The 15,581-nt window shown below is 51.5% G+C and carries 17 protein-coding genes and 1 pseudogene; 8 read left to right on the top strand and 10 right to left on the bottom strand.

Features of this window, described 5'->3' with window-relative positions; genetic code table 11:
* Nucleotides 1-65: 65 nt before the first annotated feature.
* Nucleotides 66-641 (bottom strand): CGNR zinc finger domain-containing protein, encoded by a 576-nt coding sequence (locus tag K3T82_RS42090; protein WP_220199457.1) that lies wholly within the window; start codon nt 639-641, stop codon nt 66-68.
* Between the two features lie 204 nt (nt 642-845).
* Between K3T82_RS42090 and K3T82_RS49495 the strand changes: the two genes are divergently transcribed.
* From K3T82_RS49495 to K3T82_RS42075, 3 genes are all read left to right on the top strand, one after another.
* The gene (locus K3T82_RS49495) at nt 846-1,343 is read left to right on the top strand and encodes an MFS transporter (protein WP_220199456.1); all 498 of its coding nucleotides are present in this window, start codon (nt 846-848) and stop codon (nt 1,341-1,343) included.
* 2 nt (nt 1,344-1,345) lie between these two features.
* A complete protein-coding gene (locus tag K3T82_RS49490) occupies nt 1,346-2,149 on the top strand; it encodes an MFS transporter (protein ID WP_220199455.1) in 804 nt (267 codons plus the stop codon).
* A gap of 103 nt (nt 2,150-2,252) precedes the next feature.
* Nucleotides 2,253-2,732 carry a GNAT family N-acetyltransferase gene (locus tag K3T82_RS42075; protein ID WP_220199454.1) on the top strand — a complete coding sequence of 160 codons (480 nt, stop codon included), beginning with the start codon at nt 2,253-2,255 and terminating at the stop codon, nt 2,730-2,732.
* Between the two features lie 398 nt (nt 2,733-3,130).
* On the opposite strand, the gene K3T82_RS48640 is transcribed toward K3T82_RS42075, so the two are convergent.
* Nucleotides 3,131-3,532, bottom strand: a complete 402-nt coding sequence (locus tag K3T82_RS48640) for an HNH endonuclease (RefSeq protein ID WP_236031889.1) — start codon at nt 3,530-3,532, stop codon at nt 3,131-3,133.
* Between the two features lie 30 nt (nt 3,533-3,562).
* Nucleotides 3,563-4,363: a group II intron maturase-specific domain-containing protein gene (locus K3T82_RS48635; RefSeq protein ID WP_268886733.1), complete on the bottom strand. Its 801-nt coding sequence runs from the start codon at nt 4,361-4,363 to the stop codon at nt 3,563-3,565.
* Between K3T82_RS48635 and K3T82_RS42065 the strand changes: the two genes are divergently transcribed.
* Together K3T82_RS42065 and K3T82_RS42060 are read left to right on the top strand one after the other, a co-directional pair.
* Nucleotides 4,362-4,565 carry a hypothetical protein gene (locus K3T82_RS42065; protein WP_220199453.1) on the top strand — a complete coding sequence of 68 codons (204 nt, stop codon included), beginning with the start codon at nt 4,362-4,364 and terminating at the stop codon, nt 4,563-4,565. The two genes, K3T82_RS48635 and K3T82_RS42065, sit on opposite strands and share 2 nt — an antisense overlap.
* Nucleotides 4,558-6,375, top strand: coding sequence for a recombinase family protein (locus K3T82_RS42060; protein WP_220199452.1), 1,818 nt, complete (start codon nt 4,558-4,560; stop codon nt 6,373-6,375). The genes K3T82_RS42065 and K3T82_RS42060 overlap by 8 nt, the downstream gene beginning before the upstream one ends.
* A gap of 612 nt (nt 6,376-6,987) precedes the next feature.
* Here the strand turns inward: K3T82_RS42060 and K3T82_RS42055 are convergent.
* From K3T82_RS42055 to ltrA (K3T82_RS42045), 3 genes and pseudogenes are all read right to left on the bottom strand, one after another.
* A pseudogene (locus tag K3T82_RS42055) lies at nt 6,988-7,245 on the bottom strand (reverse transcriptase domain-containing protein); the annotation flags it as partial.
* A 3-nt stretch (nt 7,246-7,248) separates the two neighbouring features.
* The gene (gene ltrA / locus K3T82_RS42050; protein WP_220199451.1) at nt 7,249-9,048 is read right to left on the bottom strand and encodes a group II intron reverse transcriptase/maturase; all 1,800 of its coding nucleotides are present in this window, start codon (nt 9,046-9,048) and stop codon (nt 7,249-7,251) included.
* A 550-nt stretch (nt 9,049-9,598) separates the two neighbouring features.
* Nucleotides 9,599-11,398, bottom strand: a complete 1,800-nt coding sequence (ltrA, locus tag K3T82_RS42045; protein WP_220199450.1) for a group II intron reverse transcriptase/maturase — start codon at nt 11,396-11,398, stop codon at nt 9,599-9,601.
* Here ltrA (K3T82_RS42045) and K3T82_RS42040 point away from each other — a divergent pair.
* Nucleotides 11,295-11,540 carry a hypothetical protein gene (locus tag K3T82_RS42040; RefSeq protein ID WP_220199616.1) on the top strand — a complete coding sequence of 82 codons (246 nt, stop codon included), beginning with the start codon at nt 11,295-11,297 and terminating at the stop codon, nt 11,538-11,540. The genes ltrA (K3T82_RS42045) and K3T82_RS42040 overlap by 104 nt on opposite strands.
* A gap of 372 nt (nt 11,541-11,912) precedes the next feature.
* On the opposite strand, the gene K3T82_RS42035 is transcribed toward K3T82_RS42040, so the two are convergent.
* Nucleotides 11,913-12,269 carry a transposase gene (locus K3T82_RS42035; protein WP_236031906.1) on the bottom strand — a complete coding sequence of 119 codons (357 nt, stop codon included), beginning with the start codon at nt 12,267-12,269 and terminating at the stop codon, nt 11,913-11,915.
* A gap of 206 nt (nt 12,270-12,475) precedes the next feature.
* Nucleotides 12,476-12,778 carry a hypothetical protein gene (locus K3T82_RS42030; protein ID WP_220199448.1) on the bottom strand — a complete coding sequence of 101 codons (303 nt, stop codon included), beginning with the start codon at nt 12,776-12,778 and terminating at the stop codon, nt 12,476-12,478.
* A 152-nt stretch (nt 12,779-12,930) separates the two neighbouring features.
* Between K3T82_RS42030 and K3T82_RS42025 the strand changes: the two genes are divergently transcribed.
* Both K3T82_RS42025 and K3T82_RS42020 read left to right on the top strand, forming a co-directional pair.
* Nucleotides 12,931-13,542 carry a TetR/AcrR family transcriptional regulator gene (locus K3T82_RS42025; protein ID WP_220199447.1) on the top strand — a complete coding sequence of 204 codons (612 nt, stop codon included), beginning with the start codon at nt 12,931-12,933 and terminating at the stop codon, nt 13,540-13,542.
* A gap of 312 nt (nt 13,543-13,854) precedes the next feature.
* Complete coding sequence (locus tag K3T82_RS42020) at nt 13,855-14,709, top strand: SDR family NAD(P)-dependent oxidoreductase (protein WP_220199446.1); 855 nt, start codon at nt 13,855-13,857, stop codon at nt 14,707-14,709.
* A 145-nt stretch (nt 14,710-14,854) separates the two neighbouring features.
* On the opposite strand, the gene K3T82_RS42015 is transcribed toward K3T82_RS42020, so the two are convergent.
* Both K3T82_RS42015 and K3T82_RS42010 read right to left on the bottom strand, forming a co-directional pair.
* Complete coding sequence (locus K3T82_RS42015) at nt 14,855-15,283, bottom strand: lantibiotic dehydratase (RefSeq protein ID WP_220199445.1); 429 nt, start codon at nt 15,281-15,283, stop codon at nt 14,855-14,857.
* Nucleotides 15,284-15,356: 73 nt separating this feature from the next.
* Nucleotides 15,357-15,539, bottom strand: a complete 183-nt coding sequence (locus K3T82_RS42010; RefSeq protein ID WP_236031887.1) for a hypothetical protein — start codon at nt 15,537-15,539, stop codon at nt 15,357-15,359.
* Nucleotides 15,540-15,581: the final 42 nt, after the last annotated feature.

Raw genomic sequence — 15,581 nt, 5'->3', positions numbered from 1 at the left:
TCTTCAGCCACCCTGCAACTATTTTCGCTGATGAGACAAAGCTGATGAGGTGCCCCATTGCCATTCTACTGCCTTATATTATCCTGTTGCCTGTTTTGATTGCGCTGACGCTCTCGAAAATGCCGCACTCGCATGATGTTTGCGCAAATAGGACTGCACCATCGTCGGCTGTGGCCCCGGCTCTCATCATAGTAGATCCATCTGCACTGTTGGTTTTCGCAGATCTTGATGCGTGAGGGTTCTGACTGGCTCACTACTTCTACAAATGAGACCACAATTTCGGCTTGTACCCAGCGCCAATCCTTGACCAGCGCGTCCTCTTGGAGGACATATGTGTTCTCCTGGCGCGAAAGTCGGTGACGGAAAGAAATTGCTTGCAGGTAGTCGTTGAGCAGAGCGATCTCCTCGTCTGAGAGATGTTGCCCAGCATTGAGATGTTCCACTATTCGCCTCAACTGACTGCGCAACTTGCTCAGTTCCTCCAGAACACGCTGATCAGGCACGCTTCCTATATGCAAATTCCAGCGCGTGAGAAACTGTTCGAGCCAAACAGGCTGTTTCAGCCGATCCTCAATGACTCGACCATCACCGCGATAGTCACGCCGCTCACTGCAAAAAAAATCTAGACACGCTGCTTCCATGAATTGTAACCCCCACAAATACACTTGACAATTACACTCAACTTAGGTAGTATAGCCTTTGTAATTATCTTGAGTCAACAAGACCATTACAAAGACATTGGCACGGAACAGAACCATGTTTTCCTGAAAAAGGGTGACCATGATGGATACTCCTTTGGGGAGGAGCAAACATCATCTGTTCGGTCCCTAGGAGGATACCACTACATGTCTAGTGCTCTCAAAGAGTGCCTCGCCCTCTTTCGCGAGAAACCGTTTGTCCTCTATGCTGGAGGGAATCTGATTTCGGTGGCTGGCAGCGGGATGCAAGCAATTGTTACTAGTTGGCTCGTGCTCCAAATGACGGGAACCAGTTTGAGCATTGCTCTGCTTCTGATTTTTTCTACTTTTCCGGGTATACTCTTCTCGCCCCTCATCGGTATCTTCGTTGATCGACTGGATCGTAAGGTTCTGGCAACCAGCATGGACATATTTCGCGCAGCGGTGACTGTGCTCATTCTCTTGCTCTGGGAGGGGCATTGGCTTCAGGCATGGCATCTTTATCTCGCAGAGGCACTGATCTCCCTTGGCGATCTTGCCTTTTTACCAGCAATGATGGCCTTGCTGCGTGAATTGCTCTCCAAGGAACAATTGCTCTCCGCCAACGCGACACTTGGTATGCTTCTTCAACTTGGAACAGCGTTTGGCACAGCAGGGGAGGAGTGATCATGGCCCTCTCCTCTCCTGGAGCAGTCATGGCGCTGAATGCGCTCAGCTATCTGATTTCGGCCATATGTGTACTCAAGATGCGTCGAGGCATGAGCATGCCCCAAGCACGAACGCAGGATTCTGCAGGGACGAGGAAACTGCTCACTGATCTGCAAGAGGGAGTTGCCTACATCCAGCAGCGTCCGACTATCGTTCCCCTTTATCTGGTTTTGCTCTCCTTTACCATGACGATTGCCATGCTCAATGTTCTGCTTGCGGCTTTTGCCAAAGATGTCCTGAAAGTGGGAGCCGCGGGATTTGGTTCCATTCATGCGTCATTTGCTGCCGGTGCTATTGTGGGGTGTCTCCTGCTGCCGATACTGAGGTATTGGATTGACGAGAGGCGCTTGATGATACTTGGGGTTGCGGCAACAGGTATGTGTGTGCTGCTCTTTGCACTCTCACAGAATCTGTGGATGGCGATGATGGGGCACTTCTTGATTGGCGTCTTCATTGAAACGCGGGTCTTCTATACGACAAGCGCTCAGCGTATCGTGGATCTTCGTTACCAGGGGCGGGTGTATGCCACGTTTGCAACTTTTTTCTCACTGATCACCCTGCTGATCTATCTGGGTATGGGTCTGCTGCAAGGGGTGCTTTCGCAACGTTATCTTTATGGCTTCCAGGGAGTGTTGCTCCTGTTGGTGGCGTTCTTGGTTGCACGCCCATCACTTTCGCGCCTATTCCCAAAGGATAGAGAACAGGCCCCCTCCCTGCGAAAGCAGGGGAGAAAGGAAGAAATTCCTTCTCTCCCTCGTCGGTGAATGGATGCACAAGAGGCGTGGGTACATCGATGGCTCTCTCAAAAGGGCCTTCTTATCTAGAAAGGTGTGGCTTCCTTACAAGGCCACAAGGGAGAAACGATCAATGGTTATATTAGAGCCAATGACGGAAGTCGATTTTCAGAACTATCTAGAGCCTGCTATAGCAGAATATGCTCAGGAGAATATCACGAATGGAGCGTGGACAGAAGAGACGGCTTTGGAACGGGCAAGAAAACAATATACTGAACTATTACCTCAGGGACGGGCAACGCCTTCTCACTTTCTTTTTACGATTGTTGAGGCATCCCAGCAACAGAAGGTGGGTATTCTCTGGTTTGCGCTAGAGGAGAAGCAAGGGCAGTCCACTGCTTTTGTCTATGATGTGTCTATTGAAGAGCGGTACCAGCGACACGGGTATGGTTCCCAAGCTTTCCGCGAAATGGAGAAGAAAATACAAGAGCTTGGGATCAGCAAAATTTCTCTCCATGTCTTTGGGCAAAATCACGCTGCTCAGCAGATGTACAAAAAGCTAGGTTATGTGGCTACTAGCATGGTGATGTCCAAGGTGCTTGACCACGAGTAGCATCGTTTCTTCGGAAGAAAAGAGGAGCTTATTATGGAGTAGTAGGAAGAAAATGTGGAGGCATCTCATTCCTACACCATAGTGCTCTGTCATAGCTTGATTGATGGATAGAGACGTTTGAGCTTAATACGTGCATGCGGGGTGGTAAAGCGCCATGAAATCGTGATGTGCTGCTGGTTGCGGTGTGGTTGTCAGGCAGCCACCCGCTCCTGCACGGCTTGCAACACAGAAAAGCGGCCACTCAAGGCTTGTCTTGCCAGCACGGAGAGTTCAATCTCTGCCATATTCAGGCAACTGCCATGGACTGGAGTATGGTGAATCTCCAGTTTCTGAGAAAGTTTCCACGCTTGCTGCGGCTTAAACACCTGGTAAAAAGAAGCCGGAGAATGGATGTTAAACTAAGCAAGGGAGTCACCTTCCTTACTCGTCTTCAAAACCGGACGGGTGTCTTTCGACACATCCGGCTCCTCAACGACAGAGCCTTTGTCATAGATACCGTTGTTCCGTTTTGCGTGGCGTTCATCATGGCAATGTCGGTGGAGAGCGAACTTGTTACTCAGTTCTTCTCCTCCTCCCTCGCTTTTTGGGGTGATGTGATCCACCTCGATATGGTCGCCATCTCGGAAGTGAAGTTCACACCATCGGCATTTTCCTTTTTGTTTGTGAAGGAGTTTGCCTTTGGTTCCATTCAGCAAGGGGTGTTTGCTCAGTCGGGTACTCCAGTAAAGCAGGTTTCCATCATACGGACTCGCCGCTCCTTTGACTTTAGTGTGGCGTTCGATCACTGCCTGATCATGCATCCAGAGCGTTGAGTGTTCATCGGTAAAGATCTATCTCTTTCCCTCTTTGGCATGCCAGTATTTCTGAGCGATCCATTGCTTTCCTTGCCGTGGGTGGCGTCGTCTCGCCCATCGACGAAGTTGGGCGTAGAGAACACAGCTACAGTGCTCAAAGGCATCTCTGGATACCACCGTTTTGTGGTAGTTGGTCCATCCATGTATCCTACTGTTTAACTCCTTGATGAGTTGTCCTTGGGATATGTGGCGATGCTTTCTAATCACGTCGCCAAGTTCTTTGAGATGACGTTTGACTGCTTCTTTACTCGGTGTGATGATGGTTTTGAAGCCAAGGGGGTGCCCATGTTGGTTTGCCACTCCTGTATGCGTTTTCCCCACCGGAAATTGGCGTACAGTCCATCCCAAGAAATCGAAGCCCACATTTCCCTGATAGCTCAGGAGCGTATGGGTCATTTTCGTTTTACTCGGCTTCAATTCCAGTCCCATGTCAGCTAACCACGCTGTTGCGATGGATTGTGCTTTCTTGATGCCTTCCTCTGTGGGATGTAGCACGACAAAATCATCGGCATAGCGTACCACGTGAGGGGTTTTCTCCTTGTGTGTGTAGGCAGTTTTGAGCGCCATTTCTAATCCATGAAGAGCAATGTTCGCAAGTAACGGAGAAATCACTCCTCCCCCAATGTTGCAAAACTGGTTCTGGGGTTCGTGTATCAAGTAGCGATCCCGCGTAGCCACCTTCAGGCGAGATATGGAGACGGTTTCCACGGAGCCCCACTGTATGAGAGTGAGTGTTGGACTGAGGGTGTACAGACACGAGATCGAGGAGGATGTCATGACCAAGCGATCTCACAACGTGCCCATGGTGTTGGAGGTTCAGGTCATGTTTGAGCCAAGCCGCCTTGAGCACACCGTTTTACACCACGCCTATCGTTGTCTGGTTCCTCTCATTCGACGACACCTTCCTGCTCAGCGAGTCATCACTGAACACGTTTTCTCAAGCCGACTGAGGTCGGAGAAAGGAACCTGTCATGGATGATGTTCAAGTGGGCATCTACGCCCGTGTCTCTTCAGAGCAACAGAGTGATGCCAAGACCATTGAGAGCCAGATCAGCGAGCTACGCGCTCGTGTGGCCGAGCTTGGTGTATTCCTGCCCCCTGAGCATGAATTTATCGACGACGGTTACAGTGGAGCAACCCTCATTCGGCCCGCCTTGGAGCGACTGCGTGATGTGGTGGCAGCAGGTGGTCTCGAACGCCTCTTTGTGCACTGCCCTGATCGGCTTGCACGCAATTACGCGCACCAGGTTCTTTTGCTCGAAGAGTTCCTACGGGCCGGCGTTGAGGTCAGCTTTCTCAATCGCGAAGTGGGGCAAACCCCAGAGGACCAGCTCTTACTGCAAGTGCAAGGCATGATCTCTGAATATGAGCGTGCCAAGATCATGGAACGCAGCCGTCGGGGGAAACGACATGCGGCGCAGGTAGGTGCCGTGAGTGTCTTGAGTGGAGCTCCCTACGGCTACCGCTATGTGCGCAAACACGATGGGGCAGGAGAGGCTCGCTTTGAGGTTGTGCTGGAGGAGGCTCGTGTGGTTCGCCAGGTGTTTACCTGGGTGGGACGCGATCGCTGCTCCATCGGGGAGGTCTGCCGGCGACTCACGGTAACCAAAGAGCAGACCAGAACCGGCAAAACGGTCTGGGATCGTGCGACAGTTCGGGATCTGCTTCACAACCCAGCGTACAAAGGAGCAGCTGCTTTTGGCAAGACCCATCTGGAACCATTGCGACCACGATTACGCGCCCAACGAGGGCGTCCCCTGCAGCCACGACGAGCCGTCTTCACTCAGGATGTCCCACGCGAAGACTGGCTGAGCATTCCTGTTCCAGCTCTGGTTGATGAAGCGCTCTTCGAAGCCGTCCAGGAACAACTGAGCGAAAATCAGCAACGGGCACGTATTGGGCAACGGGGCGTACGCTATCTGCTGCAGGGCTTGCTAGTCTGTCACCAATGTGGGTACGCTTACTACGGGAAAGCGATCAGTCCCAGCGCCAGAAAAGGCCACCCGCGAGCCTATGCCTATTGCCGTTGCATTGGAGCGGATGCCTATCGTTTCGGAGGTGTCCGGCTCTGCTGGAACAAGCAAGTCCGTACCGATCTGCTCGAAGAGGCTGTCTGGAATGAGGTATGCACCTTGCTCTCGGATCCGTCACACTTGGAGGAGGAGTATCGGCAACGGCTGCAGACCTCGGGGAAAGAGCCATCACCAGAACTGCGAGGGCTCCTGACAAGCCAGGGAAGGCTTCGACAAGGGATTGCTCGGTTGATTGACAGTTATGCGGAGGGGACTATCGAGAAGGCGGAGTTTGAACCAAGGATCAAACGGTTGCGCGAACGGATCGCACAGGTGCAAGAGCAGATTCGCCAGATCCAAGATGAAGCCAGCCTGGAACAGGAGCTTCGCCTCATTCTTGGGAGACTAGAAACCTTTGCGGTGAAGGTGAAAGAGGGGCTGCATGAAGCTGATTGGCTGACGCGTCGGGAGATTATTCGAACCCTTGTCAAACGGGTGGAGATTGATGAGGAGCAGGTCCACGTGATCTTTCGTGTGGGACCTCAAGCTCCTCCTTCCCCCTTAGATCACCACTCGCAATGTTTGCACTATTGCGGGAGGAGTGAGCGGAGTAGGGACGGAGCGCACCTTCCTCTCTCGCAAGAGGTGTGTTTCTCTATCCCTCTCCCCAAACTGTGCATGATACTTTCGCATCACACAGCTTTCCATCACGATCGTTTCCCAACACTTGCCCAAACGAAACTGAGCAAGGGAACACATGGTCTGGTTCGGTCGTAACGGGCATACATGTTAGCCCTGCCTTCCTTTTCCTGTGTCCATCGTGACTGCATCCCTTTGCCATGTACCAGACTTTCTCTGGCTCAGACTACTACGGATGCTCCGCCACGCAATGATCACTTCGGCCGCAGCTAGCTCAGTCTTCGAGAGACCGATCATCGCGCTTCCTACGTTCACGTAGCGATACGTCAAACATCTGACCGTAGGTCCCCTCTTTACGCCCGTCAGGCACACTCCCAGTGCCCCCGACAGGAGCCGATAGCTTGTACCCCTGTAGCTAGAGCGGTTTGGCCCGCATCAAGAGGCCGTTTCGTTGAGACGAATAGAAACTCAACTACCTCCTATCTCACACCATCTCTGTCGTTTGACAGTGTGCTCAAGGTGAGGACGCTTCAAACAAGGGTTTCTCACGTAACCCTAGTCAGACTCAGGCTAGAGATCTCGCGCTGTAACGGAGTGCCAGCGTTTTATCCCGTGTTCTCTGGGCTTCAGACAGGTTCGTGCTCTGGTTCCCCTGCCTGCCAGATCAGCCTCGGTGCCCTGGGGGAGACACCATCTCTCAAGTGGTTTTCACCTCCGAAAGTATTACCGCTACGCGCTTCGTAGCGCACTGACTCCACCCTGCGGGGTTCCGCTACGGGTTTCCTCAAATCCCTCTGCACCCATGACTCCAGCTTCGAGCCATGCTCTGATTAACCGATGCATAGCTGGATAGCTTTGGAGCTTCTGGACAAGGGCTTCATGGCTGATATGGTCGAAACAGCCAGCGATATCGGCGTCCAGGACATATTTGGCCTGTTTACAGATATCAAAGAAGATGGCACCGATGGCATCATGACCGGAACGTCCAGGGCGAAATCCATAGCTGTTAACCTAAGCAGAGGAGTCACCTCCTCCACTCGGCTTCAAAACCGTGCATGCTGATTTCTCCGCACACGGCTCCTCAATGACATGGCCCTTGTCATGGGCACTACCTTCACGCTGAGCGTGTCGTTGATCGTGGCAATGGCGATGAAGGACGCATTTGTTACTCAATTCCTCCCCTCCACCGAAGCTCCGAGGCGTAATGTGATCGATTTCCACAATGTCCTCATCTTTGAAGAGCAGTTCACACCACTTACATTTGCCCTTCTGTTTTCGGAGCAAGATTCCCAGTGTTCCACTGAACATGTAATGGTTGCTGAGTCGTTGACTCCAATACAGAAGGTTTCCATCATATGGGCTAGCTGTTCCCTTCACTTTGGTGTGTCGCTGGATATGCGTATGGCAATGATCCCATAGCTTTGATCGTTGGTCTGTGAATATCCAGCCATTGCCTTGATCCACATGCCAATATTTGTTCGATCTCCATTCTCCACTTTTGTTCGGGTGCCTGCTTTTTGCCCATTGTTGCAGTTGTAGGAAGAGGATTCTACGACAGGAACGAAAAGCTTTTGACGCAGCGACCGGTCGATGATAATTCGTCCAGCCACGTATCTTGGGGTTGAGCTCTTTGATCAGCTTTCCTTGTGATGCATGACGGTTTTTCTTGATCACTTCTCCGATTGCTGCGGTATGTCGCTTAATTGCCTCTTTGCTTGGTGTGATGATGGTCTTAAATCCAAGAAGTGGGCTGTATCCATTTGCTCTTCCTGAGTGGGTTTTTCCCGCTGGGAATTGCCTTACGGACCATCCGAGGAAGTCAAACCCTACATTTCCGTGGTATTCCTGAAATGTATGAGTGATTCTCGTTTTACTTGGCTTGAATTCCAGCCCGATGTCCTGTAACCACATTTCAAGTACCGCCTTGGCTTTCTTTACACCCTCTTCTGTTACATGAAAAACGACAAAATCATCGGCGTACCTCACGAATTGTACTTTGTTCCTCTTCGTTGGGAACGCTTGTATCAGAGCTGTTTCCATTCCATGAAGGGCGATATTGGCTGCCAAAGGTGAAATGACGCCACCCTGCGGTGTACCGCTTCTGGTTTCATCAAACACCCCATTGTCAATAACCCCTGCTTCGAGCCAGTCTTTCATGACTTGTCTCATCGCTGGATAGCTGTTGAGTTTCTTGAGCAGTGCTTGGTGGTTGATGTTATCGAAACAGCCCTTCAGGTCAGCATCCAAGACATACTTGGCCTTGTGATTAATGATGATGTGGATGGCTTCGATAGCATCATGACAGGAGCGTCCTGGGCGAAAGCCATAGCTGTTGGCTTCGAATTTGCTCTCCCATTCCGGTTCCAATGCCAGTTTGACAAGGGCCTGATGTCCCCTATCAACCATGACAGGAATCCCTAATGGCCTTTTCTCATCCTTGCCCGGTTTGGGAATATATACCCTTCTTACCGGTTGAGGAGTCAGATGTTTCCAGTATTTGGGGTGAATGCGCTCAATCATTTCAAGGCGCTGTTTGGGTGCGACAGATTTTACTCCATCTATCCCTGCAGTTTTCTTCCCTTGATTATCTTGCGTTACCCGACGTACTGCAAGCATTCGTGCCGCTCTGGACTTCATCAACAGTTTTTGGAGTTTGTGGACGGCTCGCTGATTGCCATGTTGTTCGGCTCGAAAGATGCGCTTCTGGATGCAGTAGACATGCTGCTCAAACGTGCGCCAGGGCAACTTGTTCCAACTCTCACTCTCAGGATCACGTTGTGACCTGACCCTGGGTGCCTTCGTATCTCTCATCCGTTGGCTCCTCTTTCTTCTCCGTCATCGTGCCTACGTCAGCATATCCAACAGCTTTCCTGTTGGCCTTCGCTTCTTAGGCAATCCTACTCTCAAGTGCTTGCGGCCTGGTCGCCTGCTCGTCGTATCGACCTCCGACGAGAGCTGGCTTGAGAGTTATCCCGTTCCCATGATGGGTTTTGCGTTCCTTTAGGCAGGTGCTATCCACCGGGGAGGAATGCCAGTGAAGAATGGTGCTCAACATCACTCATCCGACCTCCCATTACCTTTTGGTTCAAGTCTTTCAGCCTGTTTGACTTGTTGGACATTACGATGGTTGTAGCGCACCTTCAGTTTCCTTTGCCATAGGAACCTCGCTCAGGGGTGAACCCTCGTCAGGCTCAGAGTTTCCCCTTTGATGCCCGCTTCACGGATTGATGACCAATCGCTACCGTGGGGCCTTGCTTTTCTGCGTTCACCGCGCAGGTGAGGAATTGCGCCTCACTTCTCATCATGAGTTGTCAAGGTTCATGTCCTTGCCAGCCATCCCCTCACTCGCGTGAGTTGTTGCCTAAGCGTGGAAGTCGCCTCCCACGCTCGGCTTCAAAACCGGACATGTCACTTTCGCGTCATCCGGCTCCTCAATGATATGGCTCTTGTCATGAACACCTGTCTCAGAATGTTGTGCATGCCTTTGATCATGGCAGTGCCGATGAAGTGCACATTTGTTACTGAGTTCGTCCCCTCCGCCTGCGCTTTTGGGAACCATGTGATCGATCTCTATGTGATCCTCATCTTTGAAGAGGAGTTCACACCAACGACATTTTCCCTGCTGTTTCTGGAGCAGTTTGCTCAATGTTCCACTCAACATTGCGTGTTTTTTGAGTCTTGTGCTCCAGTAGAGTAAATTGCCATCGTATGGGCTTGCCGTTCCTCTTACTTTGGTGTGGCGTTGAATCGGTCGAGCGTTGTGCCTTCTGAGCACATGCTCTTCCTGGTCTTGGAAAATCCAGCTTGCGCCTTTTTCCATCTTCCAGTATTTTCTCACGATCCATTGCCTTCCCTTCGTCGGATGTCTTCGGTATGCCCATCTCCGCAACTGTTGATACGTCAGATGATCACAGAGGGAGAATGTTTTTGCTGCCACCACTGTTCGGTAGTAGTTGGCCCATCCTCGAATGATCGGATTCAGGGTTCCGATGAGCTGTTCTTGTGTGGCTGATCGTAACTTCCTGATTTTCTCTCCGATGTCTTCCATGTGACCTTTGATAGCCTCTTTACTTGGCGAGATGATGGTCTTGAAGCCTAATGGTTTGCCATATGTGTTCTTTCCCGTATGTGTTTTGCCTACGGGAAATTGACGAACGGTAAACCCAAGAAAATCGAAACCCGCATTCCCTTCGTAGGGCGTGAAGGTATGGGCAATCTTGGTTTTGCTTGGCTTCAATTCCAACCCGATGTCCATTAACCATGTTTCGAGCACTGCTCGAGCTCTTTTAACCCCCTCTTCGGTCGCATGAAAGACGACCAGATCATCGGCATATCGAACAAATTGTGGTTTCCCTTCTTTCGTTCGGAATGCTTCCATCACAGTGGTTTCCATTCCGTGAAGTGCTACATTCATGAGCAATGGTGAAATTGTGCCACCCTGTGGGGTACCACTTCTCGTCTCCTCAAAGGCTTCTTTATCGATAGCCCCTGCTTTGAGCCACGCTTGAATGGTACGCTTCATGGCTGGGTAGGTTTTGAGCTTGTCGAGCAGCTTTTGGTGGTTGATGTTATCGAACGCTCCTTTGAGATCGGCATCCAGGACATATTTCTCCTTTTGCTTGATCGCATTAAAGATCGCTTCGAGAGCATCATGACATGAGCGTCCTGGTCGGAACCCGTAGGAATTGGGTTCAAAACGGGCTTCCCATTCTGGTTCAAGGGCGAGTTTGGCAAGGTGCTGCCGTGCCCGCTCAATCATGACAGGAATTCCCAAAGGACGCTTCTCGTTTTTCCCAGGCTTGGGTATCCAGACTCTCCGCACAGGCGGGGAGCTAGCCTTCCAGTTCTTTGGGTGAATCTGGTCTGCCATGACAGAACGCTCCGCTGGTTTCACGGATTTCACGCCGTCGATTCCTGCAGTTTTCTTGCCCTGATTGTCCTGTGTCACCCTGCGAACTGCAAGGAGCCTGGCTGATTGAGACTTCAGTAACAATTTTTGGAGTTTGTGGAATGCTCTGGTATTGCCACGCTGACTGGCTCGGAAGATGCGTTTTTGGATGCGAAAACAATGTTGCTCTAGCTTGCGCCAGGGAATCTTGTTCCAAGCCTCACTCTCAGGATCAGGCAACGGCTTGATCCTGGGTGCTTTCCTCTTTGCCATCCGACGTATGCCTCTTCCTTCCATATCATCGTGCCGACGTCAGCATATCCTGGGCATTACCCCAGGCGTTGGCTTTTTCGGCAATCCTGCTCCCGTGCGGCTTGCGGTCTGGACACCTGCTCATCGTATCGACCTTCGATGAGAGCACACAAGGGAGTTATCCCGTTCCACTGCTCTGTTTTGCGTTGCCGTAGACCTGTACTATCCACCGGATCGTAGGTGGGTGAGCATGGAACTAGCCGAAAGGCTCCATGCACTGCAATGAAATCATTGCGATCAATACCATTTTGGTCAAGCCTGTTATCCTCCGTAGGCTTGGTACCGTTAACGATGGTTCAGGCGTACATTCGTCTCCTGGTCGTAGCAACTAGCTGGATGAGCTCCATATGAGGCTTATGTTGCTCTTCCGTGTCCTCCCTCGCTTCGCCAGATTAATATCCAGTCGCACAGGCGGAGGGATGCTGTCCGCGCTCACCTCGCGGGTAGGGAATTGCGCCCTGCTTCAGAACAGTAGTTAGCGGGTCGCACTCGGCTGAACGGTTCGCACATTGAGATTGTCCATCACCAGCACAATCTTCTTTGCATGAGGAGAGTGAATCTCGATGAGCTCGCGCAGAAAATACGCCCAATCCTCTTTTGTACGCCGTGCCCTCGCTTCAATGATGCGCTTGCCCGCAAGGGGTTCCACCGCCAGAAACACGCTGCAGGTCCTCTCCCATTCATGTTTGTCACCCTCCCACTCGGCCTGGCCTGCTCGCATTGGGAGAGGATCATGGGCCTGCGCTTGCAAGGTTTTGCCTCCCTCATCCATGCATATCAACGGATGGCTTGCATTATAGGGCCTGGTGTAAACATCGAGCACATCTTCCATGTGATACACACAATTGGCATTCGCCTCGGTGGGAATACGCCAACTCTTTTTCAGCCACGGCTTGAGCTCATTTTTTCCAAGAACAGCAATCATGTCTGGAGCAAGCAAGCTTCGATCTGAGCCAGGTAAGCAGCAGGGTTCTTGCGGAAGCGGAATTGGCGACGCCGCGCCTCATGCCGATACATCAGATGTTCACGGATCAGACGCTATAATTGATAATCTCGCAGACATAACTCTTCCGCAGTAAAGCAGGAAAAACGCGCAGCAAGCGCCGTGACCACACGAACGGAGCCGCGCACCACCAGGCTCGGAACAGCACCACGTCGTCCTGTAGGTCGTCGCTCATGATGACGTACCGCCCCGAAACATTGCTCCAGATTATGGTTGGTACGAGGAAGACCTGGTATGTCATAGCAGTGAAAGAGGCCTGGCGCAAAGCTGTTGGTCACCTTGGGAAAGTGCGCGAGAGCTGGTGCGAGTGAGCCAACGGTCGTTTGAGGATTAGCCATCTCTTGCAAGAGCGTTTCATATCATGAGCTCTCCACTTGCGAAACCAGCGAAATTTCGTGTAACCCACCTCATTTGTTTTCAAGTCCTTGAAAACAGCAGTTTCTCCTGCTATAATTATGAATGAAAATTTATTCAAAGAGAGAATCGGAATATGCCCCGGACAACAACTGCAAATCATGAAATTCGCGAGGCGCGACGCGCCAAACTTCTGGATGCCGCCCGCAAGGTTTTTGTACGCCAAGGCAGGGCGATGACCATTGCTGACATTGCTGCGGAAGCAAACGTCAGTCAAGGGCTGGCGTACCGCTACTTTACCAATAAAGAGGCCATTTTCCATGCGTTGATTGAGCAAGTCATCGAGGCTAGCCCTGCGGAATTGCATCATTTTCTCCAGATGCAAGGGACGCCGGGGGAACGGTTGGCATTGCTGGTATCGCAACTTTTCGAGGGGAGACGCACGTACCCAGAGTTTTTCCATTTACTCGATCAAGGGCAAATCATTGAGACGATGCCAAATGACCTGCGTGAACGGGTGCGCGACCAGGGCCGAGCCTTGTTGGAGTTGCTCAGACAATTGATTGTCGAAGCTCAGCAAGCTGGAGAAGTAGCCCAAGGTGATCCTGATCAGCTGGTGATTGCTCTGACAGCATATCTTGAGGGGATGAGCTGGTGGATCTTGCACAACCCGGAGCAGTTTCAGCAGCATGCGCCCTCCGTCGAGATTGCCCTACGCCTCCTCAAGGTCCCTCTGGAGCAGAAATGAGGTGCTTGCTGTCCCAATTGCTCTGGAGGCCATGTTTGCAAAACCATGAAGGGGTGAACGATAATGAATACTCCATTTCTACGCTCAAGATAGCCGAGAATCCAGGAAGGGGGATACTGGAAAGAAACGATAGAGATTTCTCGTAGAAAGTTCACACAGTATGCTAAATGAAGGTGGATAGCCTGAGAAGATGCTCCATCTCTGGAGAAGCGACAAAAGAAGTGAATTCCTAGACGATGGTAGAGCATTCTTCAGGGGAATTTCCAACTGGGAAAGAACGATCAAACAGGTGATACCAAGGGGTGAGGTAACATGAAGGAATTCCAGAGCAAAGTGGCTGTCGTAACTGGAGCAGCCAGTGGCATTGGCCAGGCACTAGCCCAAAAGAGCGCGTCATTGGGGATGAAGGTTGTGTTGGCTGATGTGGAGGAGTCTGCCCTCAAGCGGGTTGCGGAAGAGCTGAAGATGAGTGGCGCACAGGTTTTGGCTGTGCAGACCGATGTGTCCAAGGCTTCCGATGTCCAGAGGCTGGCTGAACTCACCTTCCAGACCTATGGCGAAGTACATCTACTCTTCAATAATGCTGGTGTCAGCGCTGGTTCGACGGTGTGGGAGAGCAGTTTGGCCGATTGGCAGTGGGTAGTGGGCGTCAACCTGTGGGGCGTTATTCATGGGGTTCACGCGTTTCTGCCACCTATGCTCGCTCAGAATAGTGAGGGACATATCATTAACACGGCATCAATGGCGGGATTAGTCTCCAGCCCAGGCGGCATTTATCCCGTGACGAAACATGCCATTGTCGCGCTTTCCGAGACGCTCTTCCACGAGCTAACCCTTACTGAAGCTAAAATCAAAGTTTCTGTCCTCTGCCCAGGTTTTGTGAACACGCGCATTCTGGATGCAGCTCGCAATCGTCCTCTCAATCTGCAAAATGCCTCAGTTCAAAGGGAAGCAAGCCCCCAGGAGGAGGCAATGCTGCAATTTATGCGCCAGGCGATCCAGTCTGGGATGCCTCCCTTTCACATTGCTGACATTGTCTTCAAGGCTATCCGTGACGAAAAGTTTTATATTCTTACCCATCCTGAATGGAAAGAATCGGTTCGAAGCCGTATGGACGATCTTCTCCAAGAACGGAACCCGACATTTCTTCCCGTTAGGGAAGCATAGTTGGGCGCAAATGTATTCGTTTTATGGGAGGAAATTCACTTATTGTGTAGGAAATGCGATCTTTTTCCTGTACGAGACAACATCACGTGGGAGCAGGGAGATGGTTCTCTGGTCGTTCAAGCACCTGGTACAGTAAGCAAGACGGTCACGTAACCGCTCTTCCAGCGTTGGTATCAGTGTGCTTGCGGCGTGGGTTCCGAGCAACATAACCTCTATTTCGCGTATCTAGCCGCCAAATGAGTCGCATAAGCCATTCCATGTCAGGGCGAACGGAGAGGATTGGCTCAGTAGAAGCAAGAGCGAGTTCTGTCTGCTTGTCCCAATGAGCAAGGGCGACGCCAGCGAAGAGCTCATAAGGGGTGGGTCGCGTTGCCATCCTGATATGATAGCGAAGTAGTGCACGCTTACGACGTACCAGATCGTTCTGGTTGGCCGCAGGACGCACTAATTCGTCGAGTAGGTCGAGACTCCCTACTGCCAGTGCTCGCTGAAAATGAGTTTTAACGGGTGGGATTTGTTGCTCAAGATATGTTTCAATGGGAAGCAGCGGAGCGCGAACGAGAATCCCATCCAATGCTTCATTGACAGGAGAACGCCTCGAATTGGCTGTGAAGGATGTATGAGAAAAGTCGGCACAGTAAAATTCCTTAATAAACGCTCAAGAGAAAGACCTGCTCTGCCGTGGTGGCGACGACCGCGATTGGCAAGAGCCAGCTTCGCCACCCCCCACGACGATAGTCCTGCCACATCGTCACCAGACCAATGCCAACGAGTGCGGCAATGGCCGGAGCCATCACGGTCAGGTAGTACTGGTGGAAGAAGCCAGCCACACTAAAAAAGATCCTATATTAGGAGTGAACACAGACATGTTT

The sequence above is a fragment of the Ktedonospora formicarum genome (assembly GCF_016587355.1).
Taxonomy (GTDB): Bacteria; Chloroflexota; Ktedonobacteria; order Ktedonobacterales; family Ktedonobacteraceae; genus Ktedonobacter; species Ktedonobacter formicarum.
The sequence above is the reverse complement of the archived record's forward strand: the minus strand, read 5'-3'. Positions and strand labels throughout refer to the sequence as shown.